Raw genomic sequence first — 21,365 nt, 5'->3', positions numbered from 1 at the left:
CAGAACCATCGGCCAAGGAGGGCCATGACCGACAACAACCCCGCCGACCTCATCCTGCTCGCCGACGAGGAGGGCAACAGCGTGCGCGTCACGGTTCTGGGGAGATATCCGGGGCAGTCGGACATGCTCACAGCGGAGATCTCCGTCGAAACGCCCTTTGTCCGCGGCCGTCTCGACCTCGCCCTTTGGTCCGCGAGGCTCAGTCAGTGGAGCCAAGTCCTGGACCGGCTCGAAGCCGGGGAGGATGCCGGGTGGATGACGGCGGAGAGCGGGCCCACGCTCTCTCTGCAGCTGGCAGGCGAGCACGACTGCCCCGAGGTGCTGATCAAGGACACCACGATCTCCATGGTGACCGTCCGCGTGCCCGTCGACCTACCGGACGAATGGGTCTCCCACCACCGGACACGCCTCCGCCAGGTACTCGGCTCGTGGCCACTGGAGTAATCGGCGCCCCGTACCTTCCCACCAATCCGCAACCTCGTAGAAACACACCGTAGTCACCACCCCCACCGGCGCCTACGGTGTGCCCGTGCAATCGAGCCAAGCCAGTCAGCCGCCGCACCGGCCCACGCCGCCTTTCAACTTCCCCGCCGCCCGGCGCCTGCGGGAGGCGCTGGGGATGGCCCACGGGCACGTCGCCTACGGGCTGCGGGCCAGTTACGGACTCACGTACGTCACCGCCGACACCGTCGCCGCCTGGGAGCGCGGGCTCGCCTCGCCCAGTTCCGCCGAGCTCGCCGCGCTGGCGGCGACCCTGTGGTGCTCGCCGGGGGAGCTCATGGGCGCCGCTCGGACCCTGCGCGAGCACCGGGTCGCGCGCGGGCTCGCGCCGGAGGATGTCGCGCGGGAAGCCGGCGTCGAGATCCAGGCGTATCTGCGCATGGAGGAGACCGGCACCTGGCGCGGCAACGAACGACAGTCCGCCGCCCTCGCCCGGGTCCTCGAGCTGGCCCCGCCCGACTTCGTCACCGTCACCGGGCGCGCCGACGCCCTCGCCGAGCTGCTGCGCAGCGCCGTCACCACCCGGTGGCAGGGGTACGTGCGGCCCGTCAGCAAGCTGCTGCCCCTGGAGAAGCGGCAGGTCGAGGACGTGCTGCGGCAGATGCACGACGACTACCAGTCACGGATGACGCGCACGCTGAGCTGGGGCGGCGGGGCCGGTTCCGACGCGTCCGGGGAGGCCGGGCGGGACTTCCTCGAACGGATCCTCGAACATTTCTGGTCGGTCGTCCGCCCCGGCCACTAGAGGACCGATAGCACTAGACGACCAAGTCCACTGGACGACCAAGTCCGCTGGACGACTGATTCCATAAGAAGGCCGAGTCCGCCAGACGTCCGAGTCCGCTAGAAGACCGACTCCGCCTCGTCCATCCGGTCCTTCGGGACCGTCTTCAGCGCCGTCACCGCCTCCGCGAGCGGCACCATCATGATGTCCGTGCCGCGCAGCGCCGTCATCCTGCCGTACTCGCCGCGGTGCACCGCCTCCACCGCGTGCCAGCCGAAGCGGGTCGCGAGCACGCGGTCGTACGCGGTGGGGGTGCCGCCGCGCTGGACGTGACCGAGGATGACCGGCTTGGCCTCCTTGCCGAGGCGGGCCTCCAACTCGTACGCGAGGGCCGTGCCGATGCCCTGGAAGCGCTCGTGGCCGAACTGGTCGATCGCGCCCTTGCCGTAGTTCATCGTGCCGTCCTGCGGGTGCGCGCCCTCGGCGACGCAGATCACCGCGAACTTCTTGCCGCGCGAGAAGCGCTCCTCGACGAGGGCGGCCAGGTCGGCGGGGTCGAAGGGGCGTTCCGGCAGGCAGATGCCGTGCGCGCCGCCCGCCATGCCCGACTCCAGGGCGATCCACCCGGCGTGGCGGCCCATGACCTCGACCACCATCACGCGCTGGTGCGACTCGGCGGTGGTCTTGAGGCGGTCCATCGCCTCCGTGGCAACGCCGACGGCCGTGTCGAAGCCGAAGGTGCGGTCCGTGGAGGAGATGTCGTTGTCGATGGTCTTGGGGACGCCGACCACCGGTACGCCCGCGTCCGACAGCATGCGGGCCGCCGTCAGCGTGCCCTCGCCGCCGATCGGGATGAGCGCGTCGAAGCCGCTGCGCTCGATCAGCTCCTTGGCGTTGTCGCAGGCCGCGCGGAAGCGGGCGCGTTCGAGGCGGGAGGAGCCGAGGATCGTTCCGCCGCGGGCCAGGATGCCGCTGACGGCGTTGAGGTCGAGCGCGCGGTAGCGCCCGTCGAGCAGGCCCGCGTAGCCGTCCTCGAAGCCGATGACCTCGTCGCCGTAGTGCGTCACGGCACGGTGCACGACCGACCGGATCACTGCGTTGAGGCCGGGGCAGTCGCCGCCCGCGGTGAGAATTCCGATACGCATCGCGCTGTGTCTCCTGCTCGCTGCTGGTACTTGTGAGCCGGTCCGATTGTTCCACGGCCACCAGGGGGCTGCCGCTCACGGATGTGCGACGGATGTCTGTGCGATGCGGGGGCAGGGACTGGGCAGGGACCTTGACGGGACCTTCGTACCGGCCTCGCGGGGCCTTTCGTCCGGGGGCGGCTTAGCCAGCCGCAGAGGTATTGTCAAGAGGACACAGCCGCGATATCGGGTACTTTGTCCAGCTCGCCCGGCGCCCACGCCGGGGCTGCGGACGGACAGCGCCGACAGCCAGCAATGCGAAGAAGGCCAGGAATGCAAAGAAGGGGAGACCACGCGTGACGCGCAGCGTGTACGTGACCGGGATCGACCGGGGCGACGGTCGCCAGGTCGTCGAACTGGGAGTCATGGAGCTCCTCACCCGCCAGGTCGACCGGGTCGGCGTCTTCAGGCCGCTCGTCCACGACGGCCCGGACCGCCTCTTCGACCTGCTGCGGGCCCGCTACCGCCTCTCGCAGGACGCCTCGACCGTGTACGGCATGGACTACCACGAGGCGTCGGCGCTCCAGGCCGAGCAGGGCACCGACGAACTGGTCTCGCGGCTCGTCGACCGGTTCCACCGAGTCGCGAGGGACTATGAAGTCGTTCTCGTGCTCGGCACGGACTTCGCCGCCACCCAGCTGCCCGACGAGCTCTCGCTCAACGCCCGCCTCGCCAACGAGTTCGGCGCCTCCGTGCTCCCCGTGGTCGGCGGCAAGAACCAGACCGCCGAGTCGGTGCGCGCCGAGACGCGCAACGCGTACCGCGCGTACGAGTCGCTCGGCTGCGACGTCCTCGCGATGATCACCAACCGGGTCGCCCCGGCCGACCGCGACGAGATCCACGAGCGGCTGAAGGCCGGCCTGCCCGTGCCGTGCCACGTGCTGCCGGACGAGGCCGCGCTCTCCGCGCCCACCGTCGCGCAGATCACGCACGCCCTCGGCGGCCGGGTGCTGCTCGGCGACGACTCGGGGCTCGCGCGCGACGCCCTGGACTTCGTCTTCGGCGGCGCCATGCTGCCGAACTTCCTGAACGCCCTGACGCCGGGCTGTCTCGTGGTCACCCCCGGCGACCGCGCCGACCTCGTGGTGGGCTCGCTCGCCGCACACAGCGCCGGTACGCCGCCCATAGCGGGCGTCCTGCTGACCCTGAACGAGCAGCCGGGCCCGGAGATCCTCACCCTCGCCGACCGCCTCGCGCCCGGCACGCCGGTGATCGCGGTCTCCGGCGGGTCCTTCCCCACGGCGGCCGAGCTCTTCGCCCTCGAAGGGAAGCTGAACGCGGCCACGCCCCGCAAGGCGGAGACCGCCCTCGGCCTCTTCGAGCGGTACGTCGACACCGCGGACCTCAGCAGGCGCGTCTCGGCGCCGAGCAGCGACCGTGTCACGCCGATGATGTTCGAGCACAAGCTCCTGGAGCGGGCCCGCGCCGACCGGCGCCGCGTCGTGCTGCCCGAGGGCACCGAGGAGCGGGTGCTGCGCGCCGCCGACGTACTCCTGCGCCGCGACGTCTGCGACCTGACACTGCTCGGCCCGGTCGAGCAGATCCGCAAGAAGGCCGCCGACCTCAGCGTCGACCTCGCCGACTCCGAGCTCATCGACCCGCAGACCTCCGAACTGCGGGATCGTTTCGCCGCCAAGTACGCGGAGCTGCGCGCCCACAAGGGCGTCACCGTCGAGCTCGCGTACGACGTGGTGGCCGACGTGAACTACTTCGGCACGCTGATGGTCCAGGAGGGACTCGCCGACGGCATGGTGTCGGGCTCCGTGCACTCGACGGCCGCGACCATCCGGCCCGCCTTCGAGATCATCAAGACGAAGCCGGACGCCTCGATCGTCAGCTCCGTCTTCTTCATGTGCCTCGCCGACAAGGTGCTCGTGTACGGCGACTGCGCGGTCAACCCCGACCCGAACGCCGAGCAGCTCGCGGACATCGCCGTCCAGGCGGCCGCCACCGCCCGGCAGTTCGGGGTCGAGCCGCGGATCGCGATGCTCTCGTACTCGACGGGCACGTCCGGTTCGGGCGCCGACGTCGACAAGGTGCGCGAGGCGACCGAGCTGGTACGGGAACACCGCGACGACCTCAAGATCGAGGGGCCGATCCAGTACGACGCCGCCGTGGAGCCCTCCGTCGCGGCCACCAAGCTGCCCGGTTCCGAGGTCGCGGGCCAGGCCAGCGTGCTGATCTTCCCGGACCTGAACACCGGCAACAACACCTACAAGGCCGTGCAGCGCTCGGCCGGCGCGATCGCCGTCGGGCCGGTCCTGCAGGGCCTGCGCAAGCCGGTCAACGATCTGTCCCGGGGCGCGCTCGTCCAGGACATCGTCAACACCGTCGCCATCACGGCCATCCAGGCCCAGGCCCAGACGCCCACCCCGTAACCCCCACAGAAAGCGCCTCATCCAGTGACCGCCACGCGCGTACTCGTCCTCAACTCCGGCTCGTCGTCGGTGAAGTACCAGCTGCTCGACATGCGCGACAGCTCACGCCTCGCCGTCGGCCTGGTCGAGCGGATCGGCGAGGAGACCTCACGGCTCAAGCACACCCCGCTGGCCGGCGGCGGCGCCGAGAGCCGTGAGCGCGAGGAGCCGATCGCCGACCACGAGGCGGCGCTGAAGGCCGTCGCCCGCGAGCTGTCCGCCGACGGGCTCGGCCTCGACTCCCCCGAGCTGGCCGCGATCGGCCACCGGGTGGTGCACGGCGGCCTGAAGTTCACCGCGCCGACGGTCATCACGGACGAGGTGCTCGCGGAGATCGAGCGCCTGGTGCCGGTGGCCCCGCTGCACAACCCGGCCAACATCACCGGCATCCGCACCGCCCAGGCGATGCGCCCGGACCTGCCGCAGGTCGCCGTCTTCGACACCGCCTTCCACACGACGATGCCGGAGTCCGCGGCGCGCTACGCGATCGACGTGAAGACCGCCGACGAGCACCGCGTGCGGCGCTACGGCTTCCACGGCACGTCCCACGCGTACGTCTCGCGGCGCACGGCGAAGCTGCTCGGCAAGGCCCCCGAGGACGTCAACGTCATCGTGCTGCACCTGGGCAACGGCGCCTCGGCGAGCGCGGTGCGGGGCGGGAAGTGCGTCGACACCTCGATGGGGCTCACGCCACTGGAGGGGCTCGTGATGGGTACCCGTTCCGGTGATATGGACCCGGCGGTCATCTTCCATCTGGCCCGGGTCGGTGGAATGTCGATCGACGACATCGATGAGCTGCTCAACAAGAAGAGCGGTCTGATCGGCCTCTGCGGCGACAACGACATGCGGGAAATACGGCGCCGGATCGACGAGGGCGATGAGGAGGCGGCGCTCGCCTTCGACATTTACATCCATCGCCTGAAGAAGTACATCGGCGCCTATTACGCGGTACTAGGCCGGGTCGACGCCGTCGTTTTCACGGCGGGCGTCGGCGAGAACGCGGCGCCGGTGCGCGAGGCGGCGGTGGCGGGCCTCGAGGAGCTGGGCCTCGCGGTCGACGGGGCGCTCAATTCCGTACGTTCCGACGAAGCCCGGCTCATTTCGCCGGAGTACGCGCGCGTCGCCGTCGCCGTGGTACCGACCGACGAAGAATTGGAGATCGCCGCTCAGACGTATGCGTTGGTCGATGACCGCGACGCCGGAGATGAAGAACGCAACGCCTGAGCGGACTTCCGCCCATTTGTAGATTCCGCCAGACGGAATATTCCGTAGCGAAACAAACCGATAGGATCGCCCCATGCGCCGTTCCAAAATCGTCTGTACGCTGGGCCCCGCCGTCGACTCCGAAGAGCAGCTCGTCTCGCTGATCGAGGCCGGCATGAACGTGGCCCGATTCAACTTCAGCCACGGCACGCACGCCGAGCACCAGGGGCGGTACGACCGCGTCCGTGCGGCTGCCGCGAAGACCGGCCGTGCCATCGGCGTCCTCGCCGACCTGCAGGGTCCGAAGATCCGTCTGGAGACCTTCGCCGAGGGCCCCGTCGAGCTGGTGCGCGGTGACGAGTTCACCATCACCACCGAGGACGTCCCCGGCGACAAGTCGATCTGCGGCACGACCTACAAGGGCCTGCCGGGCGACGTCTCCAAGGGTGACCAGGTCCTGATCAACGACGGCAACGTCGAACTGCGCGTCGTCGAGGTGGACGGGCCGCGCGTCAAGACGATCGTCGTCGAGGGCGGTGTCATCTCCGACCACAAGGGCATCAACCTGCCCGGCGCGGCCGTGAACGTGCCCGCGCTCTCCGAGAAGGACGTCGACGACCTGCGCTTCGCCCTGAAGATGGGCTGCGACATGGTCGCCCTCTCCTTCGTGCGCGACGCGAGCGACGTCAAGGACGTCCACAAGGTGATGGACGAGGAGGGCCGCCGGGTCCCCGTCATCGCCAAGGTGGAGAAGCCGCAGGCCGTCGCCAACATGGAGGGCGTCGTCGCGGCGTTCGACGCCGTGATGGTGGCCCGTGGCGACCTGGCCGTCGAGTACCCGCTCGAGAAGGTCCCGATGGTGCAGAAGCGCCTCGTGGAGATGTGCCGCCGCAACGCCAAGCCGGTGATCGTCGCGACCCAGATGATGGAGTCGATGATCACCAACTCGCGCCCCACGCGCGCCGAGGCGTCCGACGTCGCCAACGCGATCCTGGACGGTGCGGACGCGGTCATGCTGTCGGCCGAGTCCAGCGTCGGCGCGTACCCGATCGAGACCGTCAAGACGATGTCGAAGATCGTCACCGCGGCCGAGGAGGAGCTGCTCTCCAAGGGCCTGCAGCCGCTCGTGCCCGGCAAGAAGCCGCGTACGCAGGGCGGTTCGGTGGCCCGTGCCGCCGCCGAGATCGCGGACTTCCTCGGCGGCAAGGCGCTGGTCGCCTTCACCCAGTCCGGCGACACGGCCCGCAGGCTCTCCCGCTACCGCGCGGCCCAGCCGATCCTCGCCTTCACCACGGACGAGGCGACCCGCAACCAGCTCACGCTGAGCTGGGGCGTGGACACCTACGTCGTGCCGCACGTCGACAACACCGACGCGATGGTCGAGCTCGTCGACGCCGAGCTGATCAAGCTGAACCGCTTCAACGACGGCGACACGGTCGTCATCACGGCGGGCTCGCCCCCCGGCGTCCCCGGCACCACCAACATGGTGCGGGTACACCACCTGGGCAACGGCTGCCGCGACTGACGGTCGCGGCCGGGTTCCGTTCCCGTCCGGCGTACGCACTGAGGGCGCCCCCTTCCTGAAGGGGGCGCCCTCGGCGTCTGTCGTGCGCGCGTGCGTGCGAGCGCGCGTGCGTGCGGCTCAGTCCGTGATCGACTGATGCAGTCCGGGGATGGTGAGGTTCCCGCCGAACTGGCCCGCCTGCTGCACCTTCACATCCGTGAAGTAGATCAGCGGGATGTTCAGCGGCGGCGGGTGCTCGGGGTCGAAGGTGATCGGGATCAGACCGAACAGCTTGCCCGAGATCGACTCCGTGTACATCGTCGTCTCCCCGCCCCGGATCGTGGACGTGGAGCCCTTGGCCGCCTCGACGTGGTACTTCTTGCCGGCCGGGCCCTCGACGATCTGGTGCAGGTCACCGATGTCGGTGTTCTGCACGACGTACTTCAGGGCCTGCTTGCTCCGGCCGTTCGGCATCGTCAGGTTCACGACGCCCTGGTAGTCGGCGCCCTTGAGCGTGAGCGAGCTGGCTTCCAGGTTCCACGGCTGGTTCGGGATCGGCGCGGGCGGCTGCTCGGCCTTTCCGTCGACCTTCTTCTCGACGACGCACGGGAACGGCTTCTTGCCGTTCACGTCCGGTGCCGGCGGGTCATCGGCCTCGTCACCGGTCTTGCCTTCGGCCTTGTCCTTCGCCGCGTCCCCGGCCGCCTTGTCGGCCGCCTTACCGGTCTTGTCCTTGAGCTTGTCGACGGTGTCTTCGACCGGCTCGGTGAGCTTGTCCTTCGCGTCCTTGACCGGGTCCTCGGCGTCCTCGGACGAGCCGGAGGACTTGGAGGACCCGCTCTCCTTCGAGGTGGAGGGGTCCGGCTGCGGGCTACCGGACGTCTTCGCGCCCTCGCCCCCGGACTTGTCCTCGTCCTCGGCCCCGGACTTGTCCCCGGCGTCGGCCTCGTCCTCGGCCTTGTCCTTGTCCTTGTCGGGCGTGAAGACATCCTTGAGGGCATCGCCGACACCCAGCGGGTCCCAGGGGTTCCTGGTCTCGGTGGGCTCGGCGGACGTCCCGGACTTCTCGGACTCCTTGCCGTCCCTCTCGCCGGTGGACGGGGCGGTGGTACCGGCCTTGTCGTCCGGGTCCGCCTTCGCGCCCGAGGAGGGCGGGGCAGAGGGAGTCCGCTCCTTGGCGTCGCCCTTCTCGGTCCCGCCCTTGGGCCCGTCCCCGGCGGCCTCCTTGGTCTCGTCCTTGTCGGACGATCCCTTGGCCTTCTCCGCGTCCTTGGCGTCCTTGGCGGCCTTCTCGGCCGCCTTTTCCTTCGCCTTGTCCGCGGCGTCCTTCTCCGCGTCGTGCTCGGCGTCCTTGTCCGGCGCCGTGACACACGGGCCGTCCTGGAAGGGGTTGTCGGGGACACCCGGCTTGGCCTGCGCGAGCGTCGGGGTCAGCCCCATGCCCATGAGCACGGCGGTGGGCATGGCGGCGATGGCGATCGCCTTGCCCGCGGGCACCTGCAACCGGGTGAGCAGCGGCTTCCTGGGTGCCGCGTGGCGCGGCCCGGTTCTCGCACGGGGCTCCCCCGCGAAGCCCTCGTGGTGCACCTCGTCAGCCGGCACGGTGCCTCCCGTTCGTCCCGTTCGTCGGGCTCGTTCCTGACAGATCGTCCTGTACGCCGCTCACCCCACCCGCGCCGGCCGCGGCGGTGGGCCCGGGGACCCCGTCGGAGCCGCCGGGGTCCTTGGCCGTACGTCCCTCGGCAGGCTCACCGGCGGGCTTCGCGGCGGCCCAGGAGACGCCGAGGGCACCGCCGATCAGGGCGAGCAGGAAGCCGATGACGAAGCCGCCGAAGTTGGAGACCACCAGGGAGACCAGGGCGAGCAGAATCGCCGCGACACCCGCGAAGACCCGGGAGTGCGGCTGGAACCACATGGTCAGGCCGAGCACGACCAACAGCACGCCGATGATCAGTGAGCCGGCACCGGCGGTGGTCGCCATCCGGATCGTCATCGTGCCGAGCGTGAGGTTCGCGTACGGGAAGTACATGATCGGGATGCCGCCGAGAAGTGTCAGCAGACCACCCCAGAACGGGCGCTGACCGCGCCACCCTCGGAACGATCGGCGCATCCGGCCGAGCCTGTCGCCCAGTCCCACTTGCGCTTCGGCGCTCATGTCGTACAGCTCCTCGGGAATGGCGTTGGTTCTGTGTGTCGTGCGGTGTCGGGCACGGGGACGGCTCCGTATGTGCCGTCGCGCCCCCGCGCCCGGCCGTTCTCATCGCACGGAGTGCGCGCCGGGCCGCCCGATGCGACCCGCTAGGGCATCAACTGCCCTAGTAGCACTCGTGCTTGCCCTTCTTGACCGACATACCGAGGCCAGAGAGCTTGAAGGTGCCGGCGGTGGTCGCCCACGCACGCTGCTTCACATCGGTGAACTTCACCGATTCCGCCTGCTGCGCGAACGAGTCCGGGGCGTACTTGTCGCCCTTCGCCGGGCCGGGGCCCTTGGTGGTCTGGTCGACCGAGACACCGATGTCGACCTTGTGGAAGGTCGCATTGGCCTTCAGGTCGTCGGCGTCGATGTAGAGCTTCTTGGCCTTGACCTTGGGGCCACCCCCGCCACCGGCCTTGAGGGTCATCGACACATCGCCGAAGACTGGGACCGGCACGACCACGGACTGGCAGAGGTTGGTGATCGTGGCCTCTTCGAGACCGACGACGGCGACCGGGTGGTGACCCGACTTACCGCTGTCCAGGGCTCCGTACTGGACGAATCCCGTACCGTTGAGCTCCTTGGCAGTCACCTTGAACTGCTGCCCTGACACACTGAACGATGCCGCGAGCGCGCCCTGGGACAGGGCGACGCCTATCGCGGCAGTAGCCGCGACGCTCGGCACCATGACCACGGCGAACCGCTTCCATCTGGTTCCGCCACGAGCCACGGATTCCATGACTTTCCTCCTTCTCGGACGTACATCTCCGGCCCTGACTGCTCCCGTTCGGGCGGCTCAGCCGGGCAGGGATGGGAGAAGTGCTACGTCCTCGGGAAGGAGAGCGCCCGCATCGGAGGCGCGCAACCGCACCACTCAGCACCGGCGATCACCCCCGAGCGACAACCACTGGTCGCGCCTGACGCATCACGCACAACCTCGCGGACAGGCCCTGCCGGGACCGGCAGAGACCCCCCTGTCCAGACCGGCGACGGCGTCACCGGCCTACTCGGTGGGGACCCAGAAAGCCCGCTCCCGATTGGCTGTCGGGTTGGCGGGTCATCGGACCGAGCGTCGCCGATCGTGGTGCATTCTCGGCCCCCGCACAAGGGGGTTCGTTACTGGCTAGTAACGGCCGGATAACCGAAGCGCGACCGCGCGGTATCGGTCGGCCACAGACGGTGGCCGGGCGGGTCGGAGCAGAACGGGGCAGGGTCGGGCGAATGCGCCCAGAAGGAAGCGGTTCCCTTACTCCCAGTAACAGCGGCCGCTTTTACCAAGTTTTGGCAAAGTGCGGCCGCTGTTGCGTCCTGGGGACAGACTTTTCACTCCGGCATCACAGGCCCCTGCGTTTAGGGACTGGTCAGCCGAAGGGCCGGTAAACGCCCGGCGTACGCCGGGCGGAAGGCCGGCGTACGGTCAGGAGAACGTCAGAAGAGCACCCGTGCGAGCGCCGTGCGCGCCGCCGTCACCCGCGGGTCGTCCGCGCCCACCACCTCGAAGAGTTCCAGCAGCCGCACGCGCGCGGCGTCCCGGTCGTCACCCGCCGAGCGCTGCACCGTGTCGATGAGCCGCCCGAAGGCGTCCTCGACATGACCGCCCACCAGATCCAGGTCGGCGGCGGCGATCTGCGCCCGCACGTCCGCGGGCCGGTCGGCGGCGTCCTTGCGGACCGCCTGCGCGTCAAGTCCCTGCACGCGCTGGAGCAGTTCGGCCTGGGCGAGGCCGAGCTTCGCCTCCGTATTGGCCGGATCGTCACTGAGTACGTTCTTGTACGCCTGTACGGCACCGGCCAGATCGCCCGCGTCAAGGGCCCGTACGGCCGCTTCGAGCAGGGCGTCGTAAGGGCCGGGCGGCGCCTCGGCCGGGGCGGACACCTGCTGCCCCTCCCCCGCGTCGGCGTCGACCGCGAGGCCGGTCAGGCCGAAGCGCTCCTCGCCGACCTGGATGAGCTGGTCCAGGGTCTGGCGGATCTGCGCCTCGGGGGCGGCGCCCTGGAAGAGGGGCAGGGCCTGTCCGGCCACCACCGCGAAGACAGCCGGGATCCCCTGGACCCCGAACTGCTGCATCAGCATCTGGTTCGCTTCGACATCGATCTTGGCGAGGAGGAAACGGCCGTTGTACTCCTGCGCGAGCCGCTCCAGGACGGGGCTCAGCTGCTTGCACGGCTCGCACCACTCGGCCCAGAAGTCGATGACGACCGGGACCTCGGTGGAGCGCTGCAGGACCTCGCGCTCGAAGCCGGCCTCGTCGACATCGATGACGAGGGAGGCCGGGGAGATCGCGGCGCCCGCCGCGCCCCCGCCCTGCCTGGCCGCTTCGGCGCGCGCCTGCTCCGCCTTCGCCTTGGCCTCCTGGGCCGCCTTCACCGCGGCGAGGTCGACGACTCCGCTCATGGACATGTTCCGTGGCTGCATGAGTACATCCTCCCCCAACCCGTGCGGGAACCGCGCCCGTCCGTGACCCCCCGCCGGATTGCGGGGTCACAGGGGGGCACGGTCCAAGGTCCCGAGGAGGACCGTCGGTTGGCGCGGGGTCCCCACCCCGGGCCGTGGTCGTGCTGCGTGGTTGTCTCTCGTGGCTCTCGCTCATGGGCGTCGGGTGGTGCCGTCCACCGCGCTCATCAGCTTTCGCTACGGGTCGTAGCGTAACTGTCCCGTCCGGGACGCGGTACGCCCCCTCCGGTGATCTCGCTCACTCCGCACCCCGGCCCGCTCCGTACTGGCCGGTATGGTCGCGGGCATGCAGAGCCGCACCACTCCTCCGAACCGCACCGGAGGCCGCCCCCGCAGCGCGACCGCCGACGCCGCGATCCTGGAGGCGACCCGGCAGGTCCTCGTCGAGCTCGGCTGGTCCAAGCTGACGCTCGGCGCCGTCGCGACGCGCGCAGGCGTCGCCAAGACGACCCTCTACCGGCGCTGGGCGGGCAAGAGCGAGCTGGTCGTGGACGCGGTGGCCGAGCTCTTCGACGAACTGGAACTGCCTGACCGGGGCAGCCTCGCGGCCGACATCGAGGGCGTCGTCCTGCAGTTCGCCGTGCTGCTCGGGCGCCCCGAGACGAAGACGGCGCTGATGGCGGTGGTGGCGGAGTCGACGACGGACGAGCCGCTGCGGGACCGCATCCGGGCGTCCATCGTCGACCGCCAGAAGCGGCTCGTCCTCGCGGGGCGCAAGCGGGCGCAGGAGCGGGGCGAACTCCCGCCGGAGCCCGACGCGGTCGCGGCGGGCCGCACCGCCGACCTCATCTTCGACGTGATCGCCGGGGCGGTGGTCCACCGCGCGCTGGTCAGCGCGGAGCCGGTCGACGAGGAGTGGGCCCAGCGGTTCACCTTGCTGCTGCTGGGAGGCTTGGCGGCGGCAGCCGCACAGTCCCCACGGCCCGCGGCTGAAACTCAGACCTGATACCGCTCGGGCGCGAACAGACGCAGGTTCTCGGCGACCCAGGCCGACGTGTGCTTGAGCCCCTCCGCGAGGGAGACCTCAGGAATCCACCCCGCCCACTCCCGCGCCCGGGAGTTGTCCGAAAGGAGCCGCTCCACCTCGCTCCCCGAAGGGCGGAGCCGCGCCGGGTCGACGACCACGGACGCCTCCCGCCCCGACGCCGCGATCAGCGCCTCCGCGAGGTCACCGATGGAGATCTCCCGGCCCACACCGAGGTTGACCGCGTGGCCGAGCGCCCGGTCGGCGACCGCCAGCGCCATGAAGCCGCGCGCCGTGTCCGTCACGTACGTGAAGTCCCGCGTGGGCGTCAGCGACCCCAGCTTGATCTCCCGCGCGCCCGCGTGCAGTTGGGCGAGGATCGTGGGGATGACGGCGCGGGCCGACTGGCGCGGACCGTACGTGTTGAAGGGCCGCACCACCGTCACCGGCAGCTCGAAGGCGTGCCAGTGGGAGAGCGCCATCATGTCGGCGCCGATCTTCGAGGCGGAGTAGGGCGACTGCGGCTGAAGCGGGTGGGACTCGCTGATCGGCGCCGTCAGCGCGGTCCCGTACACCTCGCTCGTGGAGGTGTGGACGAGCCGCCGCACGGAGTGCCTTCGGCAGGCCTCCGCGACGTTCTCCGTGCCGACGACGTTCGTCTGGACGTACGCGCCGGGAGAGTCGTACGAGTACGGGATGCCGATCAGCGCGGCCAGGTGGAAGACCGTGTCGCAGCCGTCGACCGCGTCCATCACGCGCCCGGCGTCCCGTACGTCCCCCGCGATCATCTCGACCCGCGGGTCGCCGATGAGGTGCGCGAGGTGCCCCTTCTCCGCGTACGGCTTGTAGTGGACGAAGGCGCGGACCTTCGCGCCCGCGTCGAGCAGCAGGTCGACGAGTGTCGAGCCGATGAAGCCCTCGGCGCCGGTGACCAGGACCGTGCGGTCCTGCCAGGAGAAGCCGGTGAGGTCGGGGGAAGACGTGGTCATGCGTACTCCAGGTGAGGGGTGACGTGGGCGAGTCGGAGGACCCGCTCGGCGAGCAGGTCGGCGGCGCGGGCGTGCGGCCCGGGGTCCGCGGCGCCGCTCATCGCGGCGAGCCGCACCGGGTCGGCGAGCAGCGGCCCGAGCAGGCCGGCGAGGCGGTCGGCCGTGGTCTCGGCGTCGGGCAGCAGCAGGCCCGCGCCGGCGTCGGAGAGGACGCGGGCGTTGTGGGTCTGGTGGTCGCCGGGGGCGTGCGGGTAGGGCACGAGGACGGCGGGGACGCCGGTGGCGGCCAGTTCGGCGACCGTCGCGGATCCCGCGCGGCAGACGACGAGGTCGGCGGCGGCGTAGGAGAGGTCCATGCGGTCGAGGTAGGGGACGGCGCGGGCGACGGCGTCGCCGCCCTCGGAGACGAGCCGGGCGCGGGTCTCGTCCAGGGCCGCGGGCCCCGTCTTGATGAGGAGGTGTACGTCCGCGCGGTGCCGCCAGCGCGCCGCGAGGCCGACCGCCGCCCCGGTCAGCCTGGCCGCCCCCAGGCTGCCGCCGTTGAAGAGGACGAGCCGGGCCCCGGCAGGTACGCCGAGGTGGCGCCGTGCCTCGCCGCGCAGCGCGGCCCGGTCGAGCGCGGCGAGCGGCGCGGCGATCGGCATCCCGGTGGTGTGCGCGCGCTCGCCGCCCGGCAGGTGGGCGCGGCTGCGGTCGAAGGCGACCGCGATGTTCGGGGTGAGCCGGGCGGCGAACCGGTTGGCGCGGCCCGGCACCGCGTTGGACTCGTGGATGAGGCTCGGCAGGCCCGCCATGCGGGCGCCGACGATGACGGGGGCGCTCGGGTAGCCGCCCATGCCGACGGCGACCTGCGCGCCCTGCTCCCGCAGGATGGTCCTGCACTGGGCGCCGGACTTCACCAGCGCCGCGGGGAGCAGGTAGCGGCGGGCGCCGAGCGACGGATCGAAGGGGATCATGTCGACGGTGTGCAGGCGGTACCCGGCGTCCGGTATCAGCCGGGTCTCCAGGCCCCGTTCGGTGCCGACGAAGGAGATGACCGCGCCCGGCACGGCCCGGCGCAGCGCGTCGGCGAGGGCGAGACCGGGATAGATGTGTCCACCGGTGCCGCCCGCGCCGATCACGACGGAGAGACCGGCACGGCCCGGGGCGGCGGCGCGGCCGGAGTGAGTGGTTCGCATGGCAATGGAGCTTCACGCGGGGGTCTAAGAGGGTTTTAAGAGCCGCGTTTGGCACCTTGGGTCCATGAGCTTCACGAGCGCGACCAGCAAAGGCGGCCCGCCGGGCGCGGGCGACGCCGCGCGGCACCGGATCCTCGTCGTCGACGACGACCCGGAGGTGCGGGCCGCCGTCGAGGACGCCCTGACGGTCGAGGGCCACCAGGTGCGGGGCGCGGCCGACGGCCACCGGGCGCTGACGGCGGTCGCCCGCTGGCAGCCGGACCTGGTGGTCCTCGACGTCCTGATGCCGGTCATGGACGGCCTCGCGGTCTGCCGTCAGCTGCGCGCGGCGGGCGACCGCACGCCGGTCCTCGTCCTGACCGCCCTGGACTCGGTGAGCGAGCGCGTCGACGGTCTTGACGCGGGCGCCGACGACTACCTGGTCAAGCCGTTCGCCCTGGACGAGCTGGTGGCCCGGGTGCGGGCCCTGCTGCGGCGGGCGACGCCGGAGCGGGCCGCGGACGACGGCGACGAGCTCGCGTACGGTGATCTCGTCCTCGATCCCGCGACGCGCACCGGCCGCCGCGGCGGGCGCCGGGTGGAGTTCAGCCGCACGGAGGCCGTCCTGCTCGAACTGCTCCTGCGCAACGCGGGCCAGGTCCTGCCGCGCGAGCTGATCCAGCAGGCGGTGTGGGGCCGGGACTTCGGCCCCGACTCCAACTCCCTCGCCGTGTACGTGGGTTACCTGCGCCGTAAGCTGGAGTCGGGCGGCGAGCCGCGCCTGGTCCACACGGTGCACGGCGTCGGCTACCGGCTCGGCTCCCCGTGAGCGCGCGGCGCAGGCTCGGCGCGCGCTGGCGGCGCCGCAGGCCGCTGCGCACCCGCCTCGCGGTGATGGCCGCGGCGGCCGTCGCGGTGGTGGCGATCGGGGTGTGCGCCGCCGCGTTCTTCGTGATCCGCTTCAAGCTGTACCAGCAGCTGGACCAGAACCTCGCCCAGTCGGCGACGCTCATCGCCCAGCAGCACCGCACCGGTGGCCCGGGTGTCGTGACGGGCGAGTGCCGCTTCCTGGGCGCGCCCGCCTGCTCGCAGGTGGTGCCCGCGGACCCGGCGGACGACCCGGCGAAGCCGTACCTGCTGCCGGTGACGGGGCCGACGCGTGCGGTCGCGGGCGGCCGGCAGGCCCCGTACTACGCGAACTTCACGCTCCCCGGCGGCAAGCCGGGGCGGATGTACACGACCACCTTCGGCAAGGGTGAGGCTGTGCAGGTCGCCCTGCGCGCGGACATCGCGGAGCGCGGCGTGCGTCAGGCCGCGTCGCTCCTCGCGGCGGTCGGCGGCGCGGGCGTGCTGCTCTCCGCGGTCGGCGGCTACTGGGTCTCGCGCACGGGTCTTGCGCCGATCACCCGCCTCACCGCCACGGCCGAGCGCATCGCGGCGACCCGGGACGCCCGCCACCGCATCGAGCTGCCGCCAGGACCGCCGGGGCGCGAGGCCCACGAGGACGAAGTCACCCGGCTCGCCGCGACGTTCAACACGATGCTCGCCGAGCTTGAGGAGTCCGTCGCGGCCCGGCGCCGCCTGGTCGCCGACGCCTCCCACGAGCTGCGCACCCCGCTCACCGCGCTGCGCACCAACGCCGAACTGCTCGCCAAGGCCGAGCTGTTGACCGACGCCCAGCGCGACCGCGCGTCCGGTGCGCTCGGCCGCCAGCTGCGCGAAGTCACGGGCCTAGTCAACGACTTGATCGAACTGGCCAGGGAGGCGGAGCCGCAGCCGCTGCTCGAAGAGGTACGGCTCGCCCCGTTGACCGCCCACGCGGTGGACGCGGCGCGCGGCCACTGGCCCGCGGTCCCCTTCACGCTGCGGGTGGCACCGGAAGCGGCCGGTCTCAGCGTGCCGGGCGTGGCGGCGCGGCTCTCGCGGCTGCTCACCAACCTCCTGGACAACGCGGCGAAGTTCAGCCCGCCGGGCGCCCCGGTCGAGGTCGTGCTGACGGCCGACGCGCTGACCGTGCGCGATCACGGTCCGGGCATCACGGAGGAGGATCTGCCGTACGTCTTCGACCGCTTTTACCGCGCCGAGAAGGCCCGCGCGCTGCCCGGCTCGGGGCTCGGTCTCGCGATGGCCCGCCAGATCGCGCACGCGCATGGCGCGGAGCTGACGGCGGAACGGGCGCCGGGCGGGGGCGCGCTGTTCCGCCTCGTCCTGCCTGCCGCGTAGGCCTGTCGGGCTACTTCTTCGCCCAGGCGCAGCTGCCCAGCTCCGCCTTGCCCTTGGCGACGAGCCGGTCGGCCTCGCGGGCCATCAGGACCCGGGTTTTGCCGCCCTTGCAGACGACCGTGCGGTCCCCGTGGCCGGCCAGGTCGACGAGGATCTGGTCCCAGTGCCGGTACTGCACGTCGTGTCCGGAGTCGGCGTACGTACGCACCCGCTCCTCGCCCGGCAGCGCCTCCTGCCACGTCTTCAGCGTGGCGGGCGGCACGGTGGTGTCCTTCTTGCCGCCATAGAGGTAGACGGGGGCGTCCAGCTCGGAGAGGTCGGGTCCCGGGCGGCCGCAGTACAGCCTCTGCTCGTGGACCTGGGGCGCCGGGTCGGCCTGCTGCCCGCGCTGGTTGTAGGTGCGCGCGCCCTCTTCGTACGCGGTGTCGGCGAAGCCGGGGATCGACTTGACGGGGCTGTCGTCGGGGAAGGCCCACCACTTGCGCGGGTCCTTGATCTGGTCCTCGACCGCGGCGGTGAGCGCGTCGTCGGAGAGGGAGCAGTAGGCGGGCTTCGTGCCGTACGGGGGGAGGGCGGCGGCGAGGTGGAGCTGGGAGACGCGCTCGGGGGCGCGGGCGGCGAGCTCGGCGGCGTAGGGGCCGCCGCCGGATATCGCGACCACGGACACGTCGTCGACGCCGAGCTTGTCGAGGACCTGGAGGGCGTCCTCGGCGAAGTCGGCCTTGCCCAGCCTCTCGTCGAACTCGGTGTCGCCGAAGCCGTTGCGCTCGACGGAGATGAGGCGCAGGCCCAGGTCCTCGCGGGTGGTGCGGAAGAAGTCCGTCATGTGCGAGGCGCGGGCGCTGGTGCCGGTGCCGCCGATGAACAGGACGGGCTTGCCGTCCTTGTCGCCGGTGTCCGAGTAGTGCGCGGTCCGCCCGTCCCTGAGCTTGGCCGCGTGCACCTCGGGGCCGAGCGAGTCGAAGGCGTCCTGCACCTTCGGCTCGGGCGGCGGGCTCGCACTCACCTCACCGGAACCGCCCACGAGCAGCGCGCCGAGGATGGTGGCGGTGGCGGCTCCGATGGCGATGGCGGCGGTGCGGGCGTGGCCGGTCGAGGTCACGGGTTCTCCTGGGGCGGGGGGCGGGGGCCGGCGTGGCGCCTGCCCTGGCCCCTGGGCCTTAAACCTGTGACTTTGGGCGGGGGTGGCGGGGCGGGGGTACGTGTGCTGCCTGCGGGTGGGCGGGGGTTGCTCGCGCAGTTCCCCGCGCCCCTGGAACTCGGGCCGGCCCGTCCCATCTCACCTGCGGGTCGGTGGGGGCTCGCCGCGCAGTTCCCCGCGCCCCTGAAGCAGCCCCCGCACCCTCGCAGACATGAGCCCCCACAGCCCCACGAGCACCCGCAGGCAACCACGCAGGGCCACCCCGAAGGGGCGCGGGGAACTGCGCGAACAACCCCCACCGACCCGCAGAAACCGACGCACGGGCAGCCCCCCTCAAGGGGCGCGGGGAACTGCGCGAGCAACCCCCACCGGCCCGCAGAAACCGACGCACGGACAGACCCCCCAAGGGGCGCGGGGAACTGCGCGAACAACCCCCACCGGCCCGCAGAAACCGACACACGGGCAGGCCCCCCAAGGGGCGCGGGGAACTGCGCGAACAGCCCCCACCGGCCCGCAGGGAGGGAACGGGCTAGAAGCCCGGGGGCTCCACGTAGACCCCCCACTCCTCCCGGAGGACCCCGCAAATCTCCCCGAGCGTCGCCTCCACCCGCACCGCCTCCAGCATGGGAACGATCATGTTGGAGCCGTCGCGCGCGGCCGCCAGCATGGCGTCGAGAGAGGCCCGGACCCGCGCATCGTCACGCCGCCCCTTGCGCCCCGCGAGGTCCCGGACCTGCTCCCGCTCCACCTCATGGCTGACCCGCAGGATCTCCAGGTCACCGGTGACCGAGCCTTCGAGGCAGTTGACGCCGACGACCCGCTTGTCGCCCTTCTCCACGGACCGCTGGTACTGGAAGGCCGACTCGGCGATCTCGCCGGTGAACCAGCCGTCCTCGATGCCCCGCAGGATGCCCGAGGTGATCGGACCGATCGGGTGCTGCCCGTCGGGGCAGGCCCGCCGCCCCCGCTCCCTGATCTGGTCGAAGATCTTCTCCGCGTCGGCCTCGATGCGGTCGGTGAGCTGCTCGATGTACCAGGAGCCGCCGAGCGGGTCGGCGACGTTCGCGACCCCCGTCTCCTCCATCAGCACCTGCTGCGTACGGAGCGCGATCTCCGCGGCCTGCTCGCTGGGCAGCGCGAGGGTCTCGTCCAGCGCGTTGGTGTGCAGGGAGTTCGTGCCGCCGAGCACCGCGGCCAGCGCCTCGACCGCCGTACGTACGACGTTGTTGTACGGCTGCTGCGCCGTCAGCGAGACACCGGCCGTCTGCGTGTGGAAGCGCAGCCACTGCGCCTTGTCGGTCTTCGCCCCGTACTCCTCGCGCAGCCAGCGGGCCCAGATGCGGCGCGCCGCGCGGAACTTGGCGATCTCCTCGAAGAAGTCGACGTGCGCGTCGAAGAAGAAGGAGAGGCCGGGCGCGAAGACGTCCACGTCAAGGCCGCGCGAGAGGCCGAGCTCCACGTACCCGAAGCCGTCCGCGAGCGTGTACGCGAGCTCCTGCGCGGCCGTCGCCCCGGCCTCGCGGATGTGATAGCCGGAGACGGAGAGCGGCTTGTACGCGGGGATGTCGCGCGCGCAGTGCTCCATCAGGTCGCCGATGAGGCGCAGGTGCGGCTCGGGCTGGAAGAGCCACTCCTTCTGCGCGATGTACTCCTTGAAGATGTCGGTCTGGAGCGTGCCGTTGAGGACGGCCGGGTCGACGCCCTGGCGCTCGGCGGCGACCAGGTACATGCAGAAGACGGGCACCGCGGGCCCGCTGATCGTCATGGAGGTCGTCACGTCGCCGAGCGGGATGTCCTTGAAGAGGACCTCCATGTCGGCGGCGGAGTCGATGGCGACACCGCAGTGCCCGACCTCGCCGAGCGAGCGGGGGTCGTCGGAGTCGCGGCCCATGAGGGTCGGCATGTCGAAGGCGACGGAGAGGCCGCCGCCGCCGTTGGCCAGGATCATCTTGTAGCGCTCGTTCGTCTGCTCGGCGTTGCCGAAGCCCGCGAACTGGCGGATGGTCCAGGTCCGGCCGCGGTACCCGGTCGGGTGGAGCCCGCGCGTGAAGGGGTACTCACCGGGCCAGCCGATCCGCTCGAACCCCTCGTAGGTGTCCCCGGGCCGCGGTCCGTACACGGGGTCGACCTCGTCCCCGGAGAGCGTGGTGAAGTCCGCGTCGCGCTTGCGGGCCTTGTCGTAACGGGCCTGCCAGCGTCGGCGGCCTTCCTCGATCGCTTCAGCGTCCATACCGTCGAATTTACTTGGACGTCCTAGTAAATGTCGATGGCCAACCGCCACGGGCTTGCCCGTGGCGGTGTGGGTCGGAAGGGCCCTACGCCTTCGCGGTGACCGGGGAGCCGCTCTCGATCAGCGGCTCGACCTCGCGGACGACCTTGCGCTCGACGAAGAACGCGGCGGTCGGGATAGTGCCGGAGATCAGCACCCACAGCAGCTTGCCGAACGGCCACTTCGCCTTGGAGCCCAGGTCGAAGGCGAAGATCAGGTAGATGATGTAGAGCACGCCGTGGATCTGGGAGACGACGAGCGTCAGATCCTGCCCCTTGTCGAAGCCGTACTTGAACACCATGCAGGTGCACAGGACGAGCAACATGACTGCGGTGACGTAGGCCATCACCCGGTATCGGGTCAGCACGCTCTTCTTCATGCAATCGAGAGTAACGGCCCTTTTGGCGCGATCTTCAGCGCCCCCGCCCCGACCGGAACGGC

At 71.1% G+C, this 21,365-nt stretch carries 18 protein-coding genes; 8 read left to right on the top strand and 10 right to left on the bottom strand.

What is annotated here, in order from left to right; translation table 11 throughout:
* Positions 1-24: 24 nt before the first annotated feature.
* Together ACFVYR_RS07585 and ACFVYR_RS07580 are read left to right on the top strand one after the other, a co-directional pair.
* Positions 25-444, top strand: coding sequence for a DUF5959 family protein (locus ACFVYR_RS07585; RefSeq protein WP_384248794.1), 420 nt, complete (start codon positions 25-27; stop codon positions 442-444).
* A 175-nt stretch (positions 445-619) separates the two neighbouring features.
* Entirely contained in the window at positions 620-1,246 is a 627-nt protein-coding gene (locus tag ACFVYR_RS07580) for a helix-turn-helix domain-containing protein (protein ID WP_384249534.1), read from the top strand.
* 98 nt (positions 1,247-1,344) lie between these two features.
* On the opposite strand, the gene ACFVYR_RS07575 is transcribed toward ACFVYR_RS07580, so the two are convergent.
* Positions 1,345-2,370, bottom strand: a complete 1,026-nt coding sequence (locus ACFVYR_RS07575; RefSeq protein WP_384248796.1) for a 6-phosphofructokinase — start codon at positions 2,368-2,370, stop codon at positions 1,345-1,347.
* A gap of 335 nt (positions 2,371-2,705) precedes the next feature.
* On the opposite strand from ACFVYR_RS07575, the gene pta reads away from it, so the two are divergent.
* The 3 genes from pta (at position 2,706) to pyk (ending at position 7,554) form a co-directional block, all read left to right on the top strand.
* Positions 2,706-4,787 carry a phosphate acetyltransferase gene (gene pta / locus ACFVYR_RS07570; protein ID WP_384248798.1) on the top strand — a complete coding sequence of 694 codons (2,082 nt, stop codon included), beginning with the start codon at positions 2,706-2,708 and terminating at the stop codon, positions 4,785-4,787.
* Between the two features lie 24 nt (positions 4,788-4,811).
* A complete protein-coding gene (locus ACFVYR_RS07565) occupies positions 4,812-6,050 on the top strand; it encodes an acetate kinase (protein WP_384248800.1) in 1,239 nt (412 codons plus the stop codon).
* 73 nt (positions 6,051-6,123) lie between these two features.
* Complete coding sequence (gene pyk, locus ACFVYR_RS07560; protein WP_384248803.1) at positions 6,124-7,554, top strand: pyruvate kinase; 1,431 nt, start codon at positions 6,124-6,126, stop codon at positions 7,552-7,554.
* Positions 7,555-7,671: 117 nt separating this feature from the next.
* Here the strand turns inward: pyk and ACFVYR_RS07555 are convergent, their stop codons facing one another.
* The 4 genes from ACFVYR_RS07555 to ACFVYR_RS07540 all read right to left on the bottom strand — a co-directional run bounded on the left by ACFVYR_RS07555 (position 7,672) and on the right by ACFVYR_RS07540 (position 12,142).
* A complete protein-coding gene (locus ACFVYR_RS07555; protein ID WP_384248805.1) occupies positions 7,672-9,135 on the bottom strand; it encodes a hypothetical protein in 1,464 nt (487 codons plus the stop codon).
* On the bottom strand, positions 9,125-9,688 hold the full coding sequence (locus tag ACFVYR_RS07550) for a DUF6114 domain-containing protein (RefSeq protein WP_384248807.1): 564 nt from the start codon (positions 9,686-9,688) through the stop codon (positions 9,125-9,127). Before ACFVYR_RS07550 ends, ACFVYR_RS07555 begins: the two co-directional genes overlap by 11 nt.
* 160 nt (positions 9,689-9,848) lie before the next feature.
* Positions 9,849-10,466, bottom strand: coding sequence for a DUF6230 family protein (locus tag ACFVYR_RS07545; protein WP_384248810.1), 618 nt, complete (start codon positions 10,464-10,466; stop codon positions 9,849-9,851).
* Positions 10,467-11,155: 689 nt separating this feature from the next.
* Positions 11,156-12,142: a tetratricopeptide repeat protein gene (locus ACFVYR_RS07540; protein ID WP_384248812.1), complete on the bottom strand. Its 987-nt coding sequence runs from the start codon at positions 12,140-12,142 to the stop codon at positions 11,156-11,158.
* Positions 12,143-12,467: 325 nt separating this feature from the next.
* Here ACFVYR_RS07540 and ACFVYR_RS07535 point away from each other — a divergent pair, with 325 nt between their 5' ends.
* Positions 12,468-13,127 (top strand): TetR/AcrR family transcriptional regulator, encoded by a 660-nt coding sequence (locus ACFVYR_RS07535; RefSeq protein WP_384248814.1) that lies wholly within the window; start codon positions 12,468-12,470, stop codon positions 13,125-13,127.
* On the opposite strand, the gene ACFVYR_RS07530 is transcribed toward ACFVYR_RS07535, so the two are convergent.
* A complete protein-coding gene (locus ACFVYR_RS07530; RefSeq protein WP_384248817.1) occupies positions 13,118-14,134 on the bottom strand; it encodes a GDP-mannose 4,6-dehydratase in 1,017 nt (338 codons plus the stop codon). The genes ACFVYR_RS07535 and ACFVYR_RS07530 overlap by 10 nt on opposite strands.
* Entirely contained in the window at positions 14,131-15,312 is a 1,182-nt protein-coding gene (locus ACFVYR_RS07525) for a glycosyltransferase (RefSeq protein WP_384248820.1), read from the bottom strand. The genes ACFVYR_RS07530 and ACFVYR_RS07525 overlap by 4 nt, the downstream gene beginning before the upstream one ends.
* A 64-nt stretch (positions 15,313-15,376) precedes the next feature.
* Here ACFVYR_RS07525 and ACFVYR_RS07520 point away from each other — a divergent pair, with 64 nt between their 5' ends.
* Both ACFVYR_RS07520 and ACFVYR_RS07515 read left to right on the top strand, forming a co-directional pair.
* A complete protein-coding gene (locus ACFVYR_RS07520; protein ID WP_384248822.1) occupies positions 15,377-16,120 on the top strand; it encodes a response regulator transcription factor in 744 nt (247 codons plus the stop codon).
* Positions 16,117-17,514, top strand: coding sequence for a sensor histidine kinase (locus ACFVYR_RS07515; protein ID WP_384248825.1), 1,398 nt, complete (start codon positions 16,117-16,119; stop codon positions 17,512-17,514). Before ACFVYR_RS07520 ends, ACFVYR_RS07515 begins: the two co-directional genes overlap by 4 nt.
* Before the next feature lie 10 nt (positions 17,515-17,524).
* Here ACFVYR_RS07515 and ACFVYR_RS07510 read toward each other — a convergent pair whose 3' ends face one another.
* The 3 genes from ACFVYR_RS07510 to ACFVYR_RS07500 form a co-directional block, all read right to left on the bottom strand.
* Complete coding sequence (locus ACFVYR_RS07510) at positions 17,525-18,616, bottom strand: alpha/beta fold hydrolase (RefSeq protein ID WP_384248827.1); 1,092 nt, start codon at positions 18,614-18,616, stop codon at positions 17,525-17,527.
* A gap of 568 nt (positions 18,617-19,184) precedes the next feature.
* The gene (locus tag ACFVYR_RS07505) at positions 19,185-20,885 is read right to left on the bottom strand and encodes a methylmalonyl-CoA mutase (RefSeq protein ID WP_384248830.1); all 1,701 of its coding nucleotides are present in this window, start codon (positions 20,883-20,885) and stop codon (positions 19,185-19,187) included.
* Positions 20,886-20,970: 85 nt separating this feature from the next.
* Positions 20,971-21,303 (bottom strand): DUF3817 domain-containing protein, encoded by a 333-nt coding sequence (locus tag ACFVYR_RS07500; RefSeq protein WP_384248833.1) that lies wholly within the window; start codon positions 21,301-21,303, stop codon positions 20,971-20,973.
* Positions 21,304-21,365: the final 62 nt, after the last annotated feature.

The sequence above is a fragment of the Streptomyces sp. NPDC058284 genome (assembly GCF_042881135.1).
Lineage (GTDB): Bacteria > Actinomycetota > Actinomycetes > Streptomycetales > Streptomycetaceae > Streptomyces.
The sequence above is the reverse complement of the archived record's forward strand: the minus strand, read 5'-3'. Positions and strand labels throughout refer to the sequence as shown.